This is a genomic window from Sphingopyxis indica (assembly GCF_032879645.1).
GTDB classification, from domain to species: domain Bacteria; phylum Pseudomonadota; class Alphaproteobacteria; order Sphingomonadales; family Sphingomonadaceae; genus Sphingopyxis; species Sphingopyxis indica.
The window spans coordinates 552,501-573,352 of the sequence record NZ_CP076394.1 but is presented as its reverse complement, the minus strand read 5'-3'; the positions used below and the strand labels follow the sequence as shown (position 1 = coordinate 573,352).

Below are 20,852 nucleotides of genomic sequence, written 5' to 3'. Positions count from 1 at the left end.
ACCTAGCGGAGTGCGCCTCGCTGGCACATTGCTACCGTTTCTGGCGCCTATTGACGATTTGAAAGAGGCGCTTTGATCCTCATCATGCAGCGAACCGGCTTCTTGGCTTTGGCCGCCGCCCTTTCGCACGCGGCGATGGCGTCGTGGTTCGCCTGCCGCATGTCGGCGGCATCAACGATTGCCTGCCAGCCTTCCGGATTCCCGGCGTGCATGAGACGCATGCCCGCACCCCATAGCGTTGCCTCGCCCATCGTGCGGCGCGCGGCCCGTTCCGGCCAATGCCAGTTCTCTGGAACAGAGCTCGCGATCATGCCGGGCAGGATCGCCCAGAGCAAGCACCCGGCAAGGATGCCGCCGCCGATGCCCCACAAGAGATGCTCGCGCTGGCTTTGCTGCGTGCGCGCATGGCCGATGATCTGGCGCAGCGCCTGCACGGAGTCGCGCTGATCCTCCCGCACGCGCCGGATGCTGGCTTCGTCGTCCTCGCGCGCCTTGTGCGCAGCCGCGGCGATGCGGGCTCCCATCGTCTCCGGAGTGACGTCAAGCGCCGGCGCCGCCTCGATCGTCTCCAGCCGCTGCAGGATGTTGGCGAGCCAGGCGTTGGTCTTTTCCAGCGTCGGGTTATAGTCGGGAATCTCGACCTCGAACCGCTCGGCCGCCATATGCTCGACGGCGCGCGCCATGAGCGCGATGCGCCCGTCGAGACCCGCCACGCGGCCGTCGAGCCGCGCGAACGCTTCGGCCGCGGTTTCCTCGCGGGGGTCCGGCTCCGGCGCGTTCGACGGCAATCGTTGTTCGTCCATCTGTTTTCTCCTGACTAATGACCGATGCCCATTCCGCGTCCCAGATCGCGGACGGACTCGAAGGGGATGGAGTTCGCGAGGTCGCGCGACAGGCTGCGGCCAATGTCGCGGCTGATCTCGAGCCCGAGTTCGCGGCTGCGCCCGCCGAGCACCGACTCAAGCTGGGCGTCGCGTTCGAGGCTCTTCGCCATGCCAGCCATGCTCTGCGCCACGCGTTTCGCACCGCATAGATCGCCATCGCGAACCAGTTCTTTGCGCTGCCGCTGCAACTGCTGCCAGCCTTCCACAAAGCGGTCGGCGCGCTGGAACGGGTCGATGCGGACCTCCGTTTCCTTGCTCATTGCCTTTAGCGCGGCCTGGCTGCGTCCTTCCGCCGCCTCGCGGACGAGCTCGGGCTGGCGCTCGAAGGCGGCGCCAAGATCGGCGGAGGCATGGGACCGGATCGTGTCGAGCGACTCCTTCGCCCGGTCGAGCGCCGCGCGCTGGTGCGGCATTGGATCGAGCCCTTGGGCGCGGGTCTGCTGCACCGCGTCGAGCGCTTTTGCATAGCGCTCCACCGCGCCGCGAACGCCACCGGCGCGTGATGGCTGCACGTCGCGGGCGAGCCCGTCGTTCCGTTCCGGTTGCTGTGACGGAGGCGTTGGCCGGAAGTCCGCGAAGATCGAGCGCGCGCGCTCGGGTGCTGCCGCATCGCGTTCCAGCTTGCTGGCCGAAAGCCGCAAACCGTCGAAGATGCCGCGCGCCTTCTCGGGCACCTTGCGCACGATCTCGGCGACACGCTCGCCGAACACGATCCCGCGCCGCTCGGCCAATGTGCGCGCGGGATCGGCCTTGGCGTAATCCTGCGCCATATCCTTGGCCCGCTCGCGCGACAGCGCGCGGACTAGCTTGCCCTGATCCCGGAAGTCATCGCGGCCATAATGCAGCGCGGTGCCGTCGCGATGCCGCGACAGCGCGACATAGGCGCCGTGCCGATCCATGCCCGGCGTCGCGAGCACATGGGTGCGATCGACCGTCATGCCCTGCGCCTTGTGGATCGTCGCGGCATAGCCGTGATCGAGGTCGCGATAGGCTTTGACATCGAACGCGATACTCCGCCCGTCGTCGGTGCGCACCGCCATATTCTGCTCGCCGACGCGCTCGATGACCCCAAGCGTGCCGTTCTTCACCTCCAGGCTACGCTCGTTACGCAAGAACATGATCCGGTCGCCGGCAGCAAAATCCCGGTCGCCGCGCTCGGTCTTGATGCGAACCTCATCGCCAAGATCGCCCGACGCGCGCATCAGCTCGCGCGCCGCGTCGTTCAATTCGCGCACCTCGGCATTGGTATGGGTGAGGATGATCCGGCTGGCGTCGGAATCCGCCCGCCGGTCGCGATCCCAGCGTTCGATGAGGTCGCCACGCGCCGCGTCGCGCGTGTCGGCGGCGAACACCCTGTCCCGCTCGGCGTAGGCGCCGATCGCTTCACCGGTTCGCCCCGTCGCGAGATGCCGGGTGGCGTCCTGCTGCCAGCCTTCGTGCTGGCGGCGTACCTCGGTGATTTCGACGCCGCCGTGCCGTTCGTGGATCGATCGGAATGCCGCGCCCGCCTCGATCGCCTGCAACTGCTGCGGGTCGCCGACCAGTACGATCTTCGCGCCGGCGTCGGCGGCATGAGCCAACACACGCTCCATTTGCCGCGTGCCGACCATCCCCGCCTCGTCGATGACGAGCACATCGCGCGAAGTGAGCAAATCGCGCCCCTGCGACCAGCCATGTTCCATGCTGGCGATGGTGCGCGAGGCGATGCCCGAGCCATTCTCCAGACCCTCGGCGGCGATGCCCGACAGCGCCGCGCCGCGCACACGGAACCCGGCATCCTCCCACGCCTCGCGCGCAACCCCGAGCATCGCGCTCTTGCCGGTTCCCGCATAGCCGATGACGATGCTCAAGCCCTGCTTGTCGGTCACATGGCCGAACGCCGCGCGCTGCTCGCCCGACAGGTCCAATCCGCTCGCCGCCGCCGTGCGAAGCGCGCGCTCCCGGTCGTTCTCCGACACACGATGCCGTTCGCGCTCCGCCATCAATTCGCTGGCGCGCTGCAACCGCTGCTCGGTCTCGATCATCTCGCGGCTGGTGAACCGCTCCTCGCCGCGCCCGTCCTTGCCGAGAGCAATCAGGTCGGGCGACGCGCGCACCGCGCTCATCGCTCGATCATATTGCTCCTTCCCGTCGCTGTGACGATGCACGAACATCGCGAGGTCGCGGTTCGTGAATGTGGCTTGGCTATGGGTGATCGCGTCGAGCGCGACCGATGGCTCGGCAATGATCCGGTCGCCGTTCGCGCGCGCGATCTCGCGGTGATCCTCGATCCGCTCGGATTCCAGCCCGCGTGTCCCCATGCGCGATGCGGCGGGGCCGATCTTGTCCTGCGGTTCGAGGCCGATGCCCTGCGCTTCATAGCTGCGGTGGTCGATACGTGCGTCGATGTCGAGTTCGGCGAGCCGCCCGTTGACGTGATCGGCCCACCGTTCGCGCCATTGCTCGACCTGCACGGTCGCGTTCCAATCACGGACCTTCGCGCCGAACCCGTCTTCGCTCACCACGCGCATCGTGAGCATGACATGGGCGTGCGGCTTGGCGAGCCCATCGGCGCCAATATCCCAATGCACATTGAGGTCGGCGATCATGCCGCGGTCGACGAACTCGGATTGCACGAAATCGCGAGCCAACTCGACGCCTTGCGCCTCGGTCATCTCGCGCGGAATGGCAAACTCGACCTCACGCGCCAACTGCGCGTCCTTGCGGACCTCGGTCGCCTCGACCTCGTTCCAGAGCTGTTCGCGATCCGCCAAGCGTTCGGGCGCGCCCTCGGGCAGGAGGATTTCCGAATGGACGACGCCGGGCTTGTTGGTGAAGTCATGGTCGCGGTCGAGCCGTTCGTCGTGCAGCCGTTCGCCTGCGCGATAGGCGGCGGCCGCGACCGCACTGCGTCCGGCGGCGCGACTGATGACTTTGACCGAGAGGTGATAGATTGCCACAACGACAATCCATCTACACTTCAAAGCGCACGTCGGCACGACGTATAAGCGCGCCCTTCTCGAATAAATTCTCGTGCGGGACTGGGTTGTTCCATGCTGTCCCGGCAACAGTACTGCATCACGGGCGCCGCTCTTCTATCATGGCAGCATTGTCACAGAATGGAGACTTTGCGATGCGCAAACCCCGCGATATCGATTCGGAATTGAAGGCGCTCGAAGCCAAAGCGAAGACCCTCAAGGAACGCCGCGTTCGCCAGCTCGGCGAACTCGTCATTGCGACCGGTGCCGATGCGCTTGATGCCGACATGCTCGCCGGCGCATTGCTCGGCGCCGTCGCGGCCAAGGATACAAGCGTGAAGGAGGGGTGGCGCAAGGCGGGCGCGAGCTTCTTTCGGCACGGCGCGCGCAAAACTACGTCGCGACCTGATCGTGGTGCGGCGAATGACACGGCGTCTGACGGCCATGCGGCATCGGCTTGAAGCGACGAAGGCACGGATCGGAATGCGCGAATGGCAAGTGAAGCGGCGCGAACGCACGCGGCAACTCATTGAGCTGGGCGGTCTCGTCGTCAAAGCCGAGCTCGTCGATCTCACCGACGACGATCGCGCGATGCTCTATGGCGCCTTCCTGTGGATGGCGAACAAGCTCAGGAGCGACGAGCGCGCCCATGCCGCAGCGCTGTGGAAGCGGCGCGGGAAGCGCGCGTTCGACGCCGAGAGCTGACGTCTATTTCTTGCGCGGTCGTCCGCCGCGCCCGTTCTTACCGAGCCCGATCTCCTTCGCGAGCGCGCGGCGCTTCTCGGCATAGTTGGGGGCGACCATCGGATAGTCCGGCGACAGATTCCACTTCGCACGATAATCTTCGGGCGTCATGTCATGGTCCGTCATCAGGTGGCGCCGAAGTGTTTTGAACTTCTTGCCGTCTTCGAGGCAGATGATGTAGTCGGGCTTCGTCGACGCGCGGAGCGATACCGCCGGTTCCTGTTTGGCTTCGGGCTCGTCGGCCTCGCCAAGTCCGGCGAGCGCGTCGTGCACGGTCTTAATGACCAGCGGCAGATCGGACACGGCCACATTATTGTTGCTGACGTGCGCCGCTACAATGTCGGCGGTGAGCGTGACGAGCGCTTCGGCATCTTGCATTTTTTGTTCTCCTTGGACCCGGCGGCATGACCCTTACTATTCTAAGCTACGGACATGCCCGTATCCGGACGCCACTTCAAGTAAGGCGCGCAGTGACTCTGCGGCATCGCGCCAGCGCGCGCCCGATATGATTTTCGACCGCCTTGCAGCTTATTCCGAGTTCGTCGGCAATGTCCCGGTAGGTCATGCCGCGTAGCCGGTGCATCAGAAAGATGCGCCGGGTCTTTCGCGACAAGGGGCGAAGCGCCCGCCAATAGGCGCGTCGCAGTTCCTTTCCCTCGAACCTTCGCTCCTGTTCGGGCGGCGTGGCAGCATCGCGTTCCTCGTCCAAGGGATAGAGGATGCCACGCCGTTCCTGCTGTCGTAGCCGGTTGAGCCATTTGTTGCGCGAAATCTTCGCCAGATAGGCCCGGGGATATTCCAGTGTCGCGAGCTTGCCGCTGCCATAAAGGCGCATGAACGCTTCCTGCGTCAGATCGGCCGCCTCGTCGCGCCCGACCTTCCGCCGGAAAAAGCCATGCACCCGCGCTCGTTCGGCCCGATAGAAGGCGTCGAAGGCGACCGCCGAAGCCGGGGCGGTCACGACCGCACCCCTTTGCGCTCGCGCGGCAATAACGGCGCATCGCGCGACGCGCGATAGAGGGTGATGCCCGCCTCGATACGGTCGAGGATGAAGGTGTCGCGCTCGGCCTTGGCGACGCGGATGTCGGCCTTCGAATAGAGTTCGAGGCTGACAGCGCAGCGGTTGCCAAGCTCGCTGTCGATGACCTCGCGGGCGCGGGTCCAGCATTCCGCTTCCTTGAACAGCGGATGATTGACGACGATCCAGAATTCGTAATCGGAAAAGTTGATCGTCTCGTCGTCTTCATACCAAGTCTTCCGCGCATAGGGGCCGATCAAGATGATACGGCGGATTTCGCCCGGCTCGGGCGCCTGCACCACATCGGGATCGAAGCAGGCGCGCAGGATGCGCGTGATCCGTTCGACCTCCTGCTGCTTGCGGCGGATCAGATGGCCGACGCGCGCCATCAGGACTTCGCGCGCGTAAACGTCGTTAGCTTTGGGGGTATGCATGTTGAGCTCGCACAGCGGCGGTCCGCGCGTCAGCGCGCGAATGTGCAAGCGGTGTCCGCTGTGTGCCGATCGATCGGCTTACAGCAACTGCCCGACCCTCGGCCGGACCAGCATGATGCTGGCAGGACGTTCCTCGGGATGGCCGCCAGTCATTCCATCCCGTGGGCGGGATTATGCCAGAAGCGGGGAGTCCCGGCAAGCCGGGCGGCCGCCCGCGTCTATTCGCGCACGGCCTTTTCGAGCTCCGTGATCCTGTCGGTGCAGACCTGATGGACGACGCGGCCGAGTTCCTCGACACGCTCGCCGAGCCAGGTCAGCTCTTCTTCGCTGATCCGGTAGTGCTTGGAATAGCGGGCCTTGGTGTAAGCCTCTTTCAACTTCTGGAACATTGCGCGTTCGCGGCGATTGGCTTCCGGCCAGATGCCATAGAGGCGGCGGTCCAGCCCCTCGGCGAGCGAACGCAGGAATGCGATGTTGTGGTTGTACGGCGTGTAATAGGTCAGCGTCAGCAGTAGGCAGGCATAAAGACGCTCGGTGGTCTGGTGCATATCGAAGGCAGCGTCCTTCAAATACCCCTTGTCGATTCCAAACCGTGCAAATTCATACCGCTTCATCGCAGACGGGAATCCGTCCTCAAAATATTCTCTCGCGGTCGCCAAAGCTTGCTCCGAAGTCTTCGGTTTCGGCGTCGCCAATTCACGATCATCAGCCTCGTAAAGCGCGATGCCATCCTTCGCGACCTCCATGAAGAAGACCCGGCCATGCGCGAGCCCATCGTTGACCTCGTGGAGCGAGTGGACGATGAAATTGACCGGCGTGCGCAGCGTCTTTTCGATCGTATACGCCCGGATCAGCCGCTCCTCGGCCTTGGCCCAATAGGCGGCGCGATCAGTCAGCTCCTTCTGGCTGACGATGACGAGAATATCGTAATCGGATTTATACTGGTTGGCAGACGCCCGCGCGTCGACCCAATCATCCCTCGCGTAGCTGCCGAACAGGATGATCTTCAATATGCGGGCGCCCTTGCGGCGCCCGGTCGCATTCTCGGTCGCGGCACCGAACTCGTCGAAGATGATTTCGACGATGCGTTCGAGCTCGCGCTGCTTGGCGGCTGGCAGATGATCGACGTCTGTTCGCATGCGTGCAGGAATCTTCGGGCAATGCCCGTCACTTGGCAAGAACAGATTGCCCGGCGCTCTGCGGGGGGCGTCGATAACCAGTCCATTCCGAGGATCGCCAGCCTATCAGCGCACTTCGGAACTGGCCGGTTGCTGACGTTCAGCTTCCAGGCGACGAACCTAGAGAAGCGGACGTTCGGAGCCGTGGGATGTTTGAGGATCGCCTTCTGAAAAGCCAAGGTTAGCAAAAAAGAGTGGGCGAATCCTATCACGATGCGCAGTCAAATTTACGGTCTCGACGCAGGCGAAACAGACCTTATGGGTGGATGAATACAGGGGGGTGGTTTCAGAATGCGAAATGGATTTAGCGGGCGGCTGCTATCCGCGATTTCGGCAGTTGCGATGCTGTCGGCATGCGGCGGCGGAGAGAGTTCCGGAGGCGGCAATGTTGTCACAGTTCCTCCCACACCTACCCCGACGCCAACCCCTGCACCTACTCCGACCCCAACTCCCGTGCCAGTGGGCACCTCCTTTTACGCTGGAGTGGGTGGGCCAGTTCTTGGCGAGATGATATTCGACACCAATGAGAGCGGGATATTCTACGATTCTGTCGCTACGGCAAATACCCGGCTTTTCGACGTCAGCGTTTTTGCAAACGCTTCAGGCCAGTTCGGCCCAACGGCCATCAACAACATCAATGGCGACCAAATCACGTTAGAGCCAGACGCCGCTCTGGAGGGAGGTGGTCTCGATACGCTGAGCGGCTATGCCTACGCGTCAATGAGGGCACCGGTCGGAGCAACGGTGGTTTCTCCAGTAACAGGTTTGCTGGATTCGATCGACGATGATCTGGTCGCAGCGAATATCGGTCTCGGAATGTCCGCCCGCGAGCTTGCGACTTTCGCGGCGGTGCCCGCCATGTCTGACCCTGCCGAGGCTGCGCTTGGTCGCCGCGTGACGGCGCTAAATTTGAAACTCGCGGCCTTTGCCTTCCTCAACCCCACTGGTTCTTACGGCCAAGCGGATACGGCTATCACTTTCGACGGCACGTTAGGCGCTGTCGTCGAGCAGCTGAAATCGCGGCGAGTGGATTGGAACGGCGAAACTGACATACGCGCAATTCTGGATCGCAGTTCGCGAATGTCGACAACCTCATCCGACGCGAAGCGGGCCATCGCTTCTCTACTGGCGCGATATGGCGCGGCGGTGGACGCGTATCTTTCGACCCCGCAGCATGCGACCGATATTCAGCACGGCCTTCGCTTGGTGGTTCTTCCCGTCATCGAAGACCTTGCTCGGGGGGGATATCCAGACACCACGGATGCAGATGCGATCACCACGGAAAGGCTGCTCGCCGCCTTTCGCGAATTTGCAGAGATTCCTTCGCCCACCATCCAAGATCGAGGGTATGTCGCGAATGTGGTGCCGCACAGTCTCGTTGCCGTTACCGATTTGCGGTCAATTAGCCGTACCGCGGCCGGCAACAGCCTGGCGCTGAGCGGTGGCTGCCAAATCGGAGCCGGTCCAACTTCTTCGCCCGCGTGTAATGACCTCGGAGTTTATTCGATCGGCGGCGTGGGGATTGACCACAGACAGCTCAAGGTGACCGCAATCCGTGTACCGGAAAAATTTTCCGCTCAGTTGAGCGCAACGCTCTCATCTAACGGTGATATCATGCTACGCCGGCTAAACGCAGCAAAGGGGTTGGCGTGGTTCGAATACGACGTCGTGGAGCCAGGCGGCGTCAACGCAACCGGTCGCGTTTACGTCCGGCTCGGTCTTTCGGAGTACTAGTAATCAACGAAGCGCCTCATCATCGGCGTGCCACTTATACTTCGGAAGTGGCCGTTTACGGTCTGTCGGCTTTTGGCGGTGAGGCACGAGAAGCGGACAATCCCTGTGCCCAATGGGTCGCAAGACGAGGCGTGCGAAGCAACTAGCTCTCAAGTCGACGCACCCAGATTTGGCTTGGATGGCGTCTAACCTAAGCCTTGGCGACGCTGATATCTTACATGGGCGCCGCTAACTCGGAGTCGAAAGTCGAGCATCGGCCTGCTAACCCCATAGATCAGTTGGGCCCGCGCCGCCAAACCGTTGGAAAGGATGTGTAGCGCCGCCTCATTAGGCACGAGCAAACATCCGCCGAGAAAATTGGCTTCCGCTTCAATTCCGCTGTCATGGGCGCGCTCGCCATCTTCGTTCAGTGGCGGGACATGCTCATGCCCGAGAAAGAGGTGAGCCAACTCGTGGCAAATGTTACTGCGTTGCCGCAGCGGATGGTGGGTGTCGTTATGCACAATGGCGGACCGGATCCCGCATGGCACCGTCATCGCTGAGAAACGGCTCTGCTCGCCAGATTTGAAAGCTGAGCAATCGCACGGCAGACTCGACATCTGGATAACTTCAATCTCGTAACGAGCGCATATCGCGAAGGGGTCGATCGGATCGATCGGTGCCAAACCCATCTGCTCGCGAATTCCCAACGCGATCCGATTGGCATGAGCCTTGAAACCCCGTGCAAACCCCATTTCTATGTGCCTCGTAATCGCGAATAGGTAGCCGCGACGATATCTTCCAAAACCTTCGCGTTCTCGGGACTCAGATTGGGGTCCGCACGCAACAGGGCGGTAACTCGCGCCAGTGGTTCAGCCTCGGCAATCTCGCCGTCTCGAATAAAGGTCTCAGCCTTGAGCCCGGACCATTGCAGCAGCGCAGCAAGGCCATCTATATCCGGGCGTTTCCCTTGGCCAATGCGCGTTAATGTCGAGGCAGAGATTCCCGCCTGCTCAGCCACGTCTTTCCAGGTCAGCTGACGGCTAAGTCGCGTCGCGTTTAGCGCTGCATAGAAGGCTTCGTTGTCGAACCTTTCAGCCATGAATCTCCTATTCCACAATTAGAATCGATTGCAGTATTGCAATTTCTATCTGACCCCCTATTTCTATCTCACCGATTGCAGATTCGCAATCGGTATCGAGATAGGAAGGCTCTCCAATGAGTTCAGACGAAGATAAAGGAAATGGCGATCGCGATCCCGGTGATGGCCGGAACAAGGTTCGCATCACTGTCAACACGACCGATTCCGACGAGCCCAAGGGCAAGATCACTTATAGCCGGGTGGTCGAGATCGCGTATCCCGATCACGCCGCGCACCCCAACGCCACCTATAGCATCGTCTACGAGCGTGGTCCCAAGGCAAACCCCGAAGGAACTCTCAGCAAGGGCGGTTCGGTGGTTATCGGTGAAGGGATGCGGTTCCGTGTCAAACGCACCGGCGAATCTTAAGGGTCTCGAAGACCTGCTTTCCCGCGGGTATTCGCTGTCGATCCTGAACGCGCACCTCGTCGTTAATGACGTTTGGTACGTCAACCATGCCGGTGAACTGGCGAAGGGGAGCCTTGGGGCTCCCCTTACGCTGGACGAGGAGGACAAGGTCGGCGCACCCAAAAATCACCAGATGTACTGGAGCGGGAGCGCCCCGCACTTTGCCGACGGGACGCCAATTCCACTCGGCGCCGCAAAAGTCGACAATGTCTCGATCGGCGGCACAGAATACCCTTGGCATCTTTCGAATAAGCCGCCGGAGGGCTTTGCAATCTACACCGGCTTGATCGAACATTATGTGGCCCTGATCTCTGGTCCGGCCGAACAAAAATTTAGCGTCACGCCGCGCACAGGCGCAGTCTACGAAGTTTCCGAAGATGCGTCGCCGTTCAAGGTCACGGACACGTTCTCCGCGCGCGCGGAGATTACCGACCTAAATGCCCATCTCGCGAACGAGCGCGTGGCAATTATCGGCCTCGGCGGTACTGGCGGTTTCGTCCTCGACTTCATGGTAAAGACGCCGGTGTATTCGATCGATGCCTTCGATTTCGACGCATTCGCCGTTCACAACGGTTTCCGAGCTCCTGGCGAGATTCCGTTCGATATGTTCGGACAAGCCAAGACGGCGCTGTATCGCCGAAAGTACGATGCATTCCGCCACCGGTTGTATTTCCATCAATTGCGCGTGGGCGCCTGCGACGCGGAACATTTTGCTAATATCACTTTCGCATTCATCTGCATTGACGATGGTGAATCGCGTGCTGAAATTTGCGCAATGCTTCGAACGCTCGGCGTGCCCTTCATCGACGTCGGCATAGGTGTCGAAAAGGAGAACGGTCGTCTCGATGGCCTGGTCCGCACGACGCTATTTGATGAGATGACCTATGACCGCGCCATTGCCGATGTTCCGCTCGACAAGGACGAAGGCGAAGGCGCGTATCGTACCTTTGTCCAGATCGCGGAGCTCAATGCCCTGAATGCGGCGCTAGCCGTCATCCGCTACAAGCAGATGCGAGGTTTTTATGCAGACGACGCAGGACTGTTTAATTCGCTATTCAGCGTGGGGCTGTCCAAGATGATGGGTGCTGCATGAGATATCAGCTGACTGAAATCGAACGGTTTCCCGCACAGATCGAACCAGGCGTTCTTTACTATTCGCAGGAGTTCAAAATGTGCGCGCATCGTTGTGCGTGCGGTTGTGGCGATGTGATTCAACTTCCGGTCGACAACCAGAACTACCGCATCACCGTCGGCGCGAAAGGTGTGACGCTGCGCCCCTCAATCGGCAACTGGAATGTTTGCGACGCCCATTATTATATCACCGATGGCGGCGTGGAGTGGATGCCAACGTGGTCTGCGGAACAGGTTGCCGCCGGCCGCGCGGCGGAAGACGCTCGCCGCGATAACTATTATGCACGCAAAGCCACCTGGTCCAAGCGGATTAAGCTGTGGCTAGTCAGCCTACTTTCGTGGTTTAGACGGGGATAAGGCACTAAGCTCGGAAAGCTCCATATTTTCGTACTATAGCACCTGATTGACAGTTTCGGCGGTCAAATCGGTTGCGGCTTCGCGAATGGCGCGCCAATAGCAGAGAATGGAAACAGCGTTACTCCGGGATGGCGACATCAGAAGGGCGGCCTACCGCAAGCTGCTGCGCCATGCCGAAGCCTGTGACGACACCTTGATCATTGATGAACTTGGTCTCGGTCATGGCGCTTGTCGCGTCGATATTGCTGTCATTAACGGGCATATCCGTGGTCTCGAAATCAAAGCTGAAGCGGACACGCTCGTACGATTGCCGAGGCAGATCGAGGCCTATGGTTCGGTCGTTGACAAAGCGACGCTCATCGTCGCCGAGCGCCATCTCCGCGCGGCCAAGGAGATCCTACCTGATTGGTGGGGAGTGGTCGTGGCTGCTCGCTCCAAATCCGGCGTGGTGACGTTTCAGCGTGTTCGCGGCGAACATATCAACCGCGGCACTGATCCGATGATGATCGCGCGGCTGCTCTGGCGAGATGAAGTCGTAGCAATGCTACGCAGCCGCGGAGAGAGCGAGCGAGCACTGCGGGCACCCCGAACCGAGCTCTACAGGCTTCTCACAAGATCGGTTTCAGTGCGAACCTTGTCTCGACTGGTCCGCGACACGCTCAAGGCCCGTGAAGGGTGGCGAGATCGGACACGACTTTCGCGATATGATGGTTCGTACCCACCCAGCGCCATGTCGTGAGATTGCCGGTCTTCTCAGTGCCTGCGCGGCATCCGTCGATATAGGCACTGCCCGCCGAGTGCGAAATGCCAAGATAGCTCGGCGAAGTGGTTATTGATCCGCTTAGCGTGCGGCACTGCGCAAATCCGTTGTCACGCACGTTGACCCCCTTCGCAATGAGCCAGCCATCATCGACGGCGTAGCGGATCGTAGCCGACGGCTTAACGACGCGCATATCCATTTGCGCAAATTCAGCGCCGGCGATGGCGTAATCGCCAAAGCCCGGCGTTCGGAAACCGGCAGGAAGCGCGGCACGAACCGCCTTGTACAGCAGCCACTCTCGGCGGGGCCAGAACTGAAGAGGCGGCGTCACCGCTCCCATCGAATCGGGAAAGGAGGTCGCGATCAGCGTGATGCTTCTGCACTCGCTCGCTGCACTCGCCCCTGAAAGCGCGGAGATCACGATGGCGACGAGATCGGCTTGTGGCTCGAAGGCCGGCGAGCGAAGATCGAGAATGATGTCGAGCGCCGAAATATTGATTTCGATCTCGCCAAGGAGTCCGTCGAGGGTTTTGTCAAACTCAGGGTCGAGCATGTCCTCGATACCGCATCGCAGCGCGGCGCCGGTGCCGCCGACCGCATCAATCTCACAAACTGCGCGCTGATAATCGGCGTCGCGTTCAAAATTGGTCACAGGAATGAGGTTGGCGCCAAGTGTCGCTGCGCGGTCATATAGATAAGACAACGGATGCGTACCGTCCGCCATTCGCATAGCCGGCTCAACCAGGCCGCAATCGAGAAGCGCGGGTCGGGGCCCCCATTTGGCCTTCAGGCGTGTCGCGAACGTCGCCAAATGCTCGTCGATCGTCTTCTTAGGCACCCACAGTTCGAAATCGAACTCGGGCGGAGTGATTTCGATGAGCGGAACAACGCGCAATTTCTGTGCGTCGCTAAGCCGAAGTAGCGCTTGATATTCGCCCTGCCGCCATTTCAAGGCGGGGACATAATCGAGATGCGTGATCATCGCGCCTTCCTCACAGTCCGAACCTGCGACGCACTTCGCCCGACCCGACTAAGCCTGGAAGCAATGTGTAATTTCGGGCTTCGCGTCGGATGCGCCCCGCGATAACGGCAGGCCCGACACCGAAGCGCTTCGCGTCAACAAGGACGGAGCGTTCTGTACGGGCGAACCGCGAGGCAGCAAGCTTCCAATTGTCGGTCGGTATCAGAGCCTCCTGCGCAAACAGGTCCGCTTCGTCCTCGACATCTGAATCCGCCGGCGCCTCGGTGTCATCGAAGATTGCGGCAAACTTCCCGGTGCCGATGTGCAATTTCAGGTGCCCAAGTTCATGGAATAACGTGAACCAGAAATTGTCGAGACGATCGTGGCGAAGCGTCATCGCGACAATGGCACGCTTCCGGATCGAGCAAAGCGCGGCGCCATCGAGAAGCGTGCCGGGTAGATGGCGTTCGACGATCAGCGATATGCCGATGTCGCGAAGATGATCGACCGTCCGGCTGACTCCGTCGGGTTCAACGCTCATTGCGCGCAGAGCACCGATCCACTCGTCGCTGATAAACTTCGGGTCGAATTCGGCTTCGGGCGGATTTTGTTCGGCAAGCGTGCGCACTCGCGCTTCCCAAGCCGTGAACGCCGCTTCGAGGACATTCCCTTTTGACCGTACCGATTTGCGGTGCATTGCAGGCATGAGATAATCCGCGCCAGTCGCCGCAAGAAAGCTCGGAACTAGCTGTGGAGCTGCCTTCTTGGCTTCGGCTAAACTGCCCGAAAAATCTTCGAACCACCCCCGCTTATACATTTCGGTGATCGGGAAGTTGCTCCAGACGGAGGGGTCGACCGAATTGAACCGCCCATCGCCAACAAGTGCCACTTCTCCCCGGATTTCGACGTCGAGGGCGCCAGCGACTTCGATCAATCGTTCCAGGCTGGCCGAACGGTATCGCTCGGCCTCGTAGCGCTGGATCTGCTGCTCCTTGACGCCGATAAAATCCCCGAGATCCTTTTGCGTCATGCCGCGGGCGATGCGCGCACGAATAAGAATGTCGGGCAGATCTTGAAACGTCTCCGCGGCGAAATTCGCGACGCGGCCCGAGCGCAAGTCTTCGTACATTGCAATGTCCGCTTCGAGCTCGGACGCCTGACTGTCGAGCGCTTCCCGATGCGCCTTGATCAAAATGGGAGGTAGATCGCTCGCTGTCCGGTCGAGATCTGCGAGCGACGAACGAAGCTTTTCGGCGAGCGTCCGCGTCGTTCGATACTGTTTTTCGTTCGTGATCATGGCGTCGTACCTGTGGAAGAAGGCTTGAGCGAAACTCGCAAGATGCCCTTCGGTCGCCCCGACTCCTTGTCGTTTTGGAAAAGCTCCAGAAAGCTTGTGCCGCCAGCGTTCCCAGGCCCGAACGCCCAAAACATCTCGCCAAAGTATTTCTTTTTCTGAGCAGCGCGCTTGTTAGCGAAGGTCAAAAGCACCGGATCGAGCCGGGTTAGATCCATACCGCGATGATCCCAACATGCGTCAAAGTCACCAGGATGGTCCTTCCCGGTAACGAAGCTGCCATCGATATAGAGGACTGTGCACCCTACCTGCGCGAGCGCTGATGCGGCCCGCTTCAGACCATCGAAAAGTTTCTGGCGATGCGGTGTCGTCGCAAACACTACCTCGATTTCCGCAAAGTCGGTATCGTGGATACCGGGCGGCAGCACGGGCCAAGGGGTCGGTGGTCCTAAATCGATCAATGCTGGTATCATTAACACAATTGTATTGTTGTGTCGATGCCGTGTCGACGAGAAATTGATCCGGATCGGAGTGCATTCGGGCAAAATGCCTTTGCGCTCGCCATTTATGTCACGCGAGAGGTATGCGGCATGATTCGATATCGAACAGTCGCTGCGCACAACCGCCGGGAGGGGTGACCGAGCATGGAGATCATTGGAAATCAGAAAATCTGGACATTTCCTGAGGGCGCCGAGAGTACGACTGGATTGAGCACTAGCGCCATTCGCAAGGGCCGCGCGCACTTGGTCCGTAACTATGTTGATCTCGCCACCAAGGTTGCCGAGCTGCAATTTAGGAACCGCGATTTCGTACTCATGTTCAGGGGCCAGACTGGCGACCACAAGAACAGGCTCGGCTATACCTCATTGAAGCCTACCCTTCTGCGTGCCGCGAAATCTAGCCACGTGCCAACGGAGACCACGCTGAACAAACGCTTTGAGCGACTTGTGCGAGCGGAAGCCGCGTTAGTTACCGAATATAAGGCTCGCGGACTACTGGGACGGGATAGGCTGGAACGTCAGCGCATCCTTCGCTGGGCAATGATCCAACACTATGAGATCTGCGCAACGCCTCTTCTCGACGTGACTCAGTCTCTGCGGATTGCAGCGTCATTTGCGTCGCATAACGCCAATGGCGAAGCATTCGTGTTTGTTCTGGGTATTCCCAACATAAGTGGGGCGATCACCGCCAGCGCCGAAGCAGGAATCCAGACAGTGCGGCTCGCGAGTGTCTGCCCGCCGACAGCGGTGCGTCCTCATGTACAGGAAGGCTACCTCCTGGCAGAGTACCCGGAATGCGCAACCGCGGAGCAAAAGCTGCTTTATTCTCATGCAGAGATGGACTTTGGCCGACGGCTGATAGCGAAATTCAGGTTTGAACCAGATAGCTTCTGGGAAAAAAGTGGGCACTTTCCGCTGGTGGGAGAAAGCGCACTGTATCCACGTGCATCGGTCGACGGGATGTGCGCACTGGCGGAAGCGGTCCGATCATCACTTCCAAGCTGAAGTCTCCAATATTCACTGGAGGGTGCTCAACGACGTCAGCTTTGGAGATTGGCTTTCGATCACTGGAACGACTGCCATCGGGCGCAAAGCTGAAGCGCGGACTAACGAGAATGGATTTGCGGGGTGGCGTTCAATAGCTGCTGGCGAACATCGTGCGCTGAATTCCTTCAAACGCGCCCAGATGCGCTGAAACCGTAGTTTCCAGGAGGCGCAGTTCCGCCGATCCTTGGCGCATGACGTCATGCAATGATCTCCTCACAACCTGGGCGATCCCCAAAAGCGAATCTGCATCGGCAAACGCTCCGTCCACTCGATTCGGCGCGCGTCGCGCGGCCACAGAGGCAAGCGCCTGCTGCCCCAGGCGGCACCAAATCCGTGATTGGGACGGCATGGGAAAAAAATTGTGGCCCCGCCGTCAAACGACAGCGGACGCCAGGAAACGACAAGAGACGACGCCCCACCCTGCGCAGGCTGAGACGCCGCGAGGAGGCAGTTGTTCGGCGCGGCGATATCACCAATTCTAGCCCCAAGGGAGCCCAGCCAACCCCAGCCGAAGGAGTAACCCCCCATGCCTGTGCCCGAACGGATCATCCGCCTTCAGACTGTGCTCGCCCGCACCGGGCTCTCACGCTCGACGCTCTATCGCAAGATTGCCGACGGTACGTTTCCAGAGCAGGTGAAGATCAGCGTTCACGGTGCCGGGTGGCACGAGTCCGCGGTCAACCGCTGGATCGCCGATCCGCCTGCCTACCGCGCCGACAATGACAATCGCGATGCGGAGCGGGCCGGTCATGCGAGAGGATGACGCGCCGCGCGATGGCATCGTGGCCGCGAACGATAATGGCGTAGTCGATCCCGCCGCTGCCGATGCGGCGCTGACGCGTATCGCCGAAGCGATCGGTCGCCACATCGCCCGCGAGCATATCCGTGCCCGCAAGGCGGCGAACGACAACGAGCCTCTGTAAAGCCCGAAGGCGCCAACGCATTGACCTTAGGGTGTTGGCGCGGGACACTGTCTTACCCGGCTGTGCGGGGCCTTGCCCCGCCATTCGAAAGGAAGATGTCATGATCCGCGCCGCGCTCTATGCCCGCTATTCCTCCGACCAGCAGAATGCCGCCTCGATCGCCGACCAGCAGCGGCTCTGCCGCGAGCGCGCGACACGCGAGGGATGGCAGATCGTCGCGAGCTACGCAGATGCCGCTATCTCGGGCGACAGCATGATCCTGCGGCCGGACGTCCAGAAGCTGCTCGCCGATGCGCAGGGCGGCAAGTTCGATATCGTGGTCGCCGAAGCACTCGACCGGGTATCGCGCGACCAGGCCGATGTCGCGACGCTTTACAAGCATCTCCAGTTCGCACGGGTGCCGCTGATCACGCTCGCCGAAGGTGAAATCTCTGAGCTGCATGTCGGGCTCAAGGGAACGATGAACGCGCTGTTCCTCAAAGACCTCTCGAAGAAGACGCATCGCGGTCTGCGGGGGCGGATCGAGAAAGGTTTCTCCGCCGGCGCGGTCGGCTATGGCTACCGCATGGTCCGGCGCCTCAACAGCGAAGGTGAGCTGGTGCGCGGCGAGCGCGAGGTCGATCCCACGCAAGCGCTGATCGTCGAGCGCATCTTCCGAGAATTTGCCGCTGGCAAAAGTCCCATCGCCATCGCGCGCGACCTCAATGTCGAGGGCATTGCGGGGCCGTCGGGAAAGCCGTGGCGCGACACGAGCATCCGGGGCACGCCGCGCCGGGGTCTCGGCGTTCTGAACAATGAACTCTACGTCGGCGTCCGCGTCTGGAATCACAAACATTATGTGAAAGATCCGACCACCGGCAAGCAGGTCACCCGGCTCAACCCCGAATCCGAGTGGGTGCGAAAAGCGGTGCCCGAACTGCGCATCGTCAGCGACGAGCTATGGGAGGCGGCCAAGCGCCAACAGGAAGCGCTTGCCGCGCGGAACAAGGGCATCAAGGCAGCGGCGCAGGCGCGGGCGCTGCATGGCAAGCGGCGTCCAGCCTATCTGCTCTCGGGTCTGCTCGAATGCGGCGCGTGCGGCAGTACCTTCGCCATCGTCGTCAGCGACCGCTATGGCTGCGTCGGCCATTATCGCAGCCGCACCTGCTCCAACAGCCGGACGATCCGGCGCGAGGAACTGGAGCGTCGGGCGCTCGCGGGCATCGCCGACCGGCTGGTATCGGCTGACAAGATCGACGCGGCCGTCGCCGCCTATGCGACGCATATCAACCACGAGAACCGCGAGCGCCGCATCCAGGCCGATGCCGACAGCCGTGCACTGGCAAAGATCGACAAGGCCATCGCGGGGATCATGGCGGCGATCGAGGACGGACTTTATCAGCCCTCCATGAAAGCGCGCATGGCCGAACTCGAACGCGAGAAGGCCGAAATCACCGTGCGGCTGGCCGAGGCGCCCGCTGGCATCCCCGATGTCCATCCCGGCATCGCCGAGATCTACAAGCGCAAGGTCGCCAGACTTACCGAAACGCTCCACGACCCGCACGCACGGCTCGATGCGTCAACCGACATCCGCTCGCTCGTCGGCAAGATCGTGCTGCATGCGGGTGAGGCGCGCGGCGAGGTTCATGCCACGCTGCATGGCTCGCTGATGGGCATTCTCGACTTCGTGAATGACAACGCGCAACCGGGCACCGACCGAGTTATAACAAAGGTGTGCCGGGGTTCGCGGGAATGACGAAGATGGGGAACGGCCGCTTTCGACCCCAAAGCCGCCATTCAGGGGGGCCGAAGGGCTCCGTTCCAGACACGAAAAAGCCCGCCATCTCATTGAGAAAGCGGGCGTTTATTGGTTGCGGGAGTAGGATTTGAACCTACGACCTTCAGGTTATGAGCCTGACGAGCTACCGGGCTGCTCCATCCCGCGCCAATTGGGCAGGTGGCGTGCGCCACCGACATGTGAATGGGTTTCTTCGACCATACGCCGGCTGCAATGCCTGGCGACGTCCTACTCTTCCGGGGCTTAAGCCACAGTACCATCGGCGCTGTCAGGTTTCACGGCCGAGTTCGAGATGGGATCGGGTGGGTCACTGACGCCATGGTCACCAAGCAATGAAGCCGGCGTAGGTCAAAAAGGGTTCAATCGATGCCCGTGCAATATGGCTGTTTCATATCATCCACATCATCGGACAACCCCTTCAGGATTGTCGTTGATGGTGGGACTCTTCAAGCGCGAATAGAGCAATTAGTATCGGTTAGCTCCATGCGTTACCGCACTTCTACATCCGATCTATCAACGTGGTGGTCTTCCACGGCTCTGTGAAATCTTATCTTGAGGGAGGCTTCCCGCTTAGATGCTTTCAGCGGTTATCCCGTCCATACATAGCTACCCTGCTGCGCGGCTGGCGCCACGACAGGTACACCAGAGGTATGTTCAACCCGGTCCTCTCGTACTAGGGTCAACTCCTCTCAAATTTCGACGCCCACGGCAGATAGGGACCAAACTGTCTCACGACGTTCTGAACCCAGCTCACGTACCACTTTAATTGGCGAACAGCCAAACCCTTGGGACCTGCTCCAGCCCCAGGATGTGATGAGCCGACATCGAGGTGCCAAACGATTCCGTCGATATGAGCTCTTGGGAATCATCAGCCTGTTATCCCCGGCGTACCTTTTATCCGTTGAGCGATGGCCCTTCCACTCGGGACCACCGGATCACTATGACCGACTTTCGTCTCTGCTCGACTCGTCAGTCTCGCAGTCAGGCAGGCTTATGCCATTGCACTCTCGCAGACGGTTTCCAACCGTCCTGAGCCTACCATCGCGCGCCTCCGTTACTCTTTAGGAGGCGACCGCCCCAGTCAAACTACCCGCCACAGAGGGTCCCTGATCCAGTTTCATGGATCGAGGTTAGACATCAGAAAACAACAGGGTGGTATTTCACCTATGGCTCCACATCGGCTGGCGCCAATGCTTCAAAGCCTCCCACCTATGCTACACAGTTCTTTCCTAATGCCACTCTGAAGCTGCAGTAAAGGTGCACGGGGTCTTTCCGTCTAACCGCGGGTACTCCGCATCTTCACGGAGAATTCAATTTCGCTGAGCATCTCCTGGAGACAGTGGGGAAGTCGTTACGCCATTCGTGCAGGTCGGAACTTACCCGACAAGGAATTTCGCTACCTTAGGACCGTTATAGTTACGGCCGCCGTTTACCTGGGCTTCGTTTCGGAGCTTGCACCCCTCCACTTAACCTTCAGGCACCGGGCAGGCGTCAGACCCTATACGTCGTCTTGAAGCCGACTTAGCAGAGTCCTGTGTTTTTGCTAAACAGTCGCTACCCCCTGGCCTGTGCCCCCTGCAACTGGTTGCCCAGATGCAGGGCCTCCTTCTTCCGAAGGTACGGAGG

Annotated in this window: 23 protein-coding genes, 1 tRNA gene and 2 rRNA genes (1 of these 26 only partly in view); 11 read left to right on the top strand and 15 right to left on the bottom strand. The window is 60.6% G+C overall.

Annotated features, from left to right (window positions below):
• Positions 1-47 precede the first annotated feature (47 nt).
• Both KNJ79_RS02745 and traA read right to left on the bottom strand, forming a co-directional pair.
• On the bottom strand, positions 48-788 hold the full coding sequence (locus tag KNJ79_RS02745) for a DUF6118 family protein (protein ID WP_317152706.1): 741 nt from the start codon (positions 786-788) through the stop codon (positions 48-50).
• 29 nt (positions 789-817) lie between these two features.
• Positions 818-3,823: a Ti-type conjugative transfer relaxase TraA gene (traA, locus tag KNJ79_RS02740; RefSeq protein ID WP_317153846.1), complete on the bottom strand. Its 3,006-nt coding sequence runs from the start codon at positions 3,821-3,823 to the stop codon at positions 818-820.
• 173 nt (positions 3,824-3,996) lie between these two features.
• On the opposite strand from traA, the gene KNJ79_RS02735 reads away from it, so the two are divergent.
• Complete coding sequence (locus KNJ79_RS02735; protein ID WP_317152705.1) at positions 3,997-4,302, top strand: conjugal transfer protein TraD; 306 nt, start codon at positions 3,997-3,999, stop codon at positions 4,300-4,302.
• Positions 4,303-4,324: 22 nt separating this feature from the next.
• Positions 4,325-4,546: a conjugal transfer protein TraD gene (locus KNJ79_RS02730; RefSeq protein WP_317152704.1), complete on the top strand. Its 222-nt coding sequence runs from the start codon at positions 4,325-4,327 to the stop codon at positions 4,544-4,546.
• A gap of 3 nt (positions 4,547-4,549) precedes the next feature.
• On the opposite strand, the gene KNJ79_RS02725 is transcribed toward KNJ79_RS02730, so the two are convergent.
• The 4 genes from KNJ79_RS02725 to KNJ79_RS02710 form a co-directional block, all read right to left on the bottom strand.
• Positions 4,550-4,963 (bottom strand): MucR family transcriptional regulator, encoded by a 414-nt coding sequence (locus tag KNJ79_RS02725; RefSeq protein ID WP_184099761.1) that lies wholly within the window; start codon positions 4,961-4,963, stop codon positions 4,550-4,552.
• 76 nt (positions 4,964-5,039) lie between these two features.
• Positions 5,040-5,546 (bottom strand): RNA polymerase sigma factor, encoded by a 507-nt coding sequence (locus tag KNJ79_RS02720; RefSeq protein ID WP_317152703.1) that lies wholly within the window; start codon positions 5,544-5,546, stop codon positions 5,040-5,042.
• Positions 5,543-6,037, bottom strand: a complete 495-nt coding sequence (locus tag KNJ79_RS02715; RefSeq protein WP_317152702.1) for a hypothetical protein — start codon at positions 6,035-6,037, stop codon at positions 5,543-5,545. Before KNJ79_RS02715 ends, KNJ79_RS02720 begins: the two co-directional genes overlap by 4 nt.
• 218 nt (positions 6,038-6,255) lie before the next feature.
• Positions 6,256-7,176, bottom strand: a complete 921-nt coding sequence (locus tag KNJ79_RS02710) for a HEPN domain-containing protein (RefSeq protein ID WP_184099765.1) — start codon at positions 7,174-7,176, stop codon at positions 6,256-6,258.
• 546 nt (positions 7,177-7,722) lie between these two features.
• Between KNJ79_RS02710 and KNJ79_RS02705 the strand changes: the two genes are divergently transcribed.
• On the top strand, positions 7,723-8,949 hold the full coding sequence (locus tag KNJ79_RS02705) for a hypothetical protein (RefSeq protein ID WP_317152701.1): 1,227 nt from the start codon (positions 7,723-7,725) through the stop codon (positions 8,947-8,949).
• Between the two features lie 185 nt (positions 8,950-9,134).
• Here the strand turns inward: KNJ79_RS02705 and KNJ79_RS02700 are convergent, their stop codons facing one another.
• Both KNJ79_RS02700 and KNJ79_RS02695 read right to left on the bottom strand, forming a co-directional pair.
• Complete coding sequence (locus KNJ79_RS02700) at positions 9,135-9,620, bottom strand: ImmA/IrrE family metallo-endopeptidase (protein ID WP_317152700.1); 486 nt, start codon at positions 9,618-9,620, stop codon at positions 9,135-9,137.
• A gap of 65 nt (positions 9,621-9,685) precedes the next feature.
• On the bottom strand, positions 9,686-10,030 hold the full coding sequence (locus KNJ79_RS02695) for a helix-turn-helix domain-containing protein (protein ID WP_317152699.1): 345 nt from the start codon (positions 10,028-10,030) through the stop codon (positions 9,686-9,688).
• A gap of 116 nt (positions 10,031-10,146) precedes the next feature.
• Here KNJ79_RS02695 and KNJ79_RS02690 point away from each other — a divergent pair, with 116 nt between their 5' ends.
• The 4 genes from KNJ79_RS02690 (at position 10,147) to KNJ79_RS22485 (ending at position 12,703) form a co-directional block, all read left to right on the top strand.
• A complete protein-coding gene (locus KNJ79_RS02690; protein ID WP_317152698.1) occupies positions 10,147-10,437 on the top strand; it encodes a multiubiquitin domain-containing protein in 291 nt (96 codons plus the stop codon).
• Positions 10,412-11,569 (top strand): ThiF family adenylyltransferase, encoded by a 1,158-nt coding sequence (locus KNJ79_RS02685; RefSeq protein WP_317152697.1) that lies wholly within the window; start codon positions 10,412-10,414, stop codon positions 11,567-11,569. Before KNJ79_RS02690 ends, KNJ79_RS02685 begins: the two co-directional genes overlap by 26 nt.
• Positions 11,566-11,964, top strand: coding sequence for a DUF6527 family protein (locus KNJ79_RS02680; protein WP_317152696.1), 399 nt, complete (start codon positions 11,566-11,568; stop codon positions 11,962-11,964). The genes KNJ79_RS02685 and KNJ79_RS02680 overlap by 4 nt, the downstream gene beginning before the upstream one ends.
• A 106-nt stretch (positions 11,965-12,070) precedes the next feature.
• Positions 12,071-12,703 carry a sce7726 family protein gene (locus KNJ79_RS22485; RefSeq protein ID WP_394357146.1) on the top strand — a complete coding sequence of 211 codons (633 nt, stop codon included), beginning with the start codon at positions 12,071-12,073 and terminating at the stop codon, positions 12,701-12,703.
• On the opposite strand, the gene KNJ79_RS02670 is transcribed toward KNJ79_RS22485, so the two are convergent.
• From KNJ79_RS02670 to KNJ79_RS02660, 3 genes are read right to left on the bottom strand one after another with little or no spacing between them, the layout of a single operon-like run.
• Positions 12,624-13,706, bottom strand: coding sequence for a beta family protein (locus KNJ79_RS02670; RefSeq protein ID WP_317152694.1), 1,083 nt, complete (start codon positions 13,704-13,706; stop codon positions 12,624-12,626). The genes KNJ79_RS22485 and KNJ79_RS02670 overlap by 80 nt on opposite strands.
• Before the next feature lie 10 nt (positions 13,707-13,716).
• Positions 13,717-14,982 (bottom strand): XRE family transcriptional regulator, encoded by a 1,266-nt coding sequence (locus KNJ79_RS02665; protein ID WP_317152693.1) that lies wholly within the window; start codon positions 14,980-14,982, stop codon positions 13,717-13,719.
• Positions 14,979-15,452 (bottom strand): DUF6932 family protein, encoded by a 474-nt coding sequence (locus tag KNJ79_RS02660; RefSeq protein WP_317152692.1) that lies wholly within the window; start codon positions 15,450-15,452, stop codon positions 14,979-14,981. The genes KNJ79_RS02665 and KNJ79_RS02660 overlap by 4 nt, the downstream gene beginning before the upstream one ends.
• Before the next feature lie 171 nt (positions 15,453-15,623).
• Between KNJ79_RS02660 and KNJ79_RS02655 the strand changes: the two genes are divergently transcribed.
• Positions 15,624-16,484, top strand: a complete 861-nt coding sequence (locus KNJ79_RS02655) for an FRG domain-containing protein (protein WP_317152691.1) — start codon at positions 15,624-15,626, stop codon at positions 16,482-16,484.
• Between the two features lie 130 nt (positions 16,485-16,614).
• Here the strand turns inward: KNJ79_RS02655 and KNJ79_RS02650 are convergent, their stop codons facing one another.
• The gene (locus KNJ79_RS02650; protein ID WP_317152690.1) at positions 16,615-16,794 is read right to left on the bottom strand and encodes a hypothetical protein; all 180 of its coding nucleotides are present in this window, start codon (positions 16,792-16,794) and stop codon (positions 16,615-16,617) included.
• A gap of 258 nt (positions 16,795-17,052) precedes the next feature.
• Between KNJ79_RS02650 and KNJ79_RS02645 the strand changes: the two genes are divergently transcribed.
• The 3 genes from KNJ79_RS02645 (at position 17,053) to KNJ79_RS02635 (ending at position 19,184) form a co-directional block, all read left to right on the top strand.
• A complete protein-coding gene (locus KNJ79_RS02645; protein WP_317152689.1) occupies positions 17,053-17,289 on the top strand; it encodes a helix-turn-helix transcriptional regulator in 237 nt (78 codons plus the stop codon).
• Entirely contained in the window at positions 17,276-17,449 is a 174-nt protein-coding gene (locus tag KNJ79_RS02640) for a hypothetical protein (RefSeq protein ID WP_317152688.1), read from the top strand. Before KNJ79_RS02645 ends, KNJ79_RS02640 begins: the two co-directional genes overlap by 14 nt.
• 100 nt (positions 17,450-17,549) lie before the next feature.
• On the top strand, positions 17,550-19,184 hold the full coding sequence (locus KNJ79_RS02635; RefSeq protein WP_317152687.1) for a recombinase family protein: 1,635 nt from the start codon (positions 17,550-17,552) through the stop codon (positions 19,182-19,184).
• A gap of 112 nt (positions 19,185-19,296) precedes the next feature.
• Here the strand turns inward: KNJ79_RS02635 and KNJ79_RS02630 are convergent.
• The 3 genes from KNJ79_RS02630 to KNJ79_RS02620 all read right to left on the bottom strand — a co-directional run.
• Positions 19,297-19,373: transfer RNA gene (locus KNJ79_RS02630), tRNA-Met, on the bottom strand.
• 68 nt (positions 19,374-19,441) lie between these two features.
• A 5S ribosomal RNA gene (gene rrf, locus KNJ79_RS02625) occupies positions 19,442-19,556 on the bottom strand.
• A gap of 115 nt (positions 19,557-19,671) precedes the next feature.
• A 23S ribosomal RNA gene (locus KNJ79_RS02620) occupies positions 19,672-20,852 on the bottom strand; it runs 1,611 nt beyond the window's last position.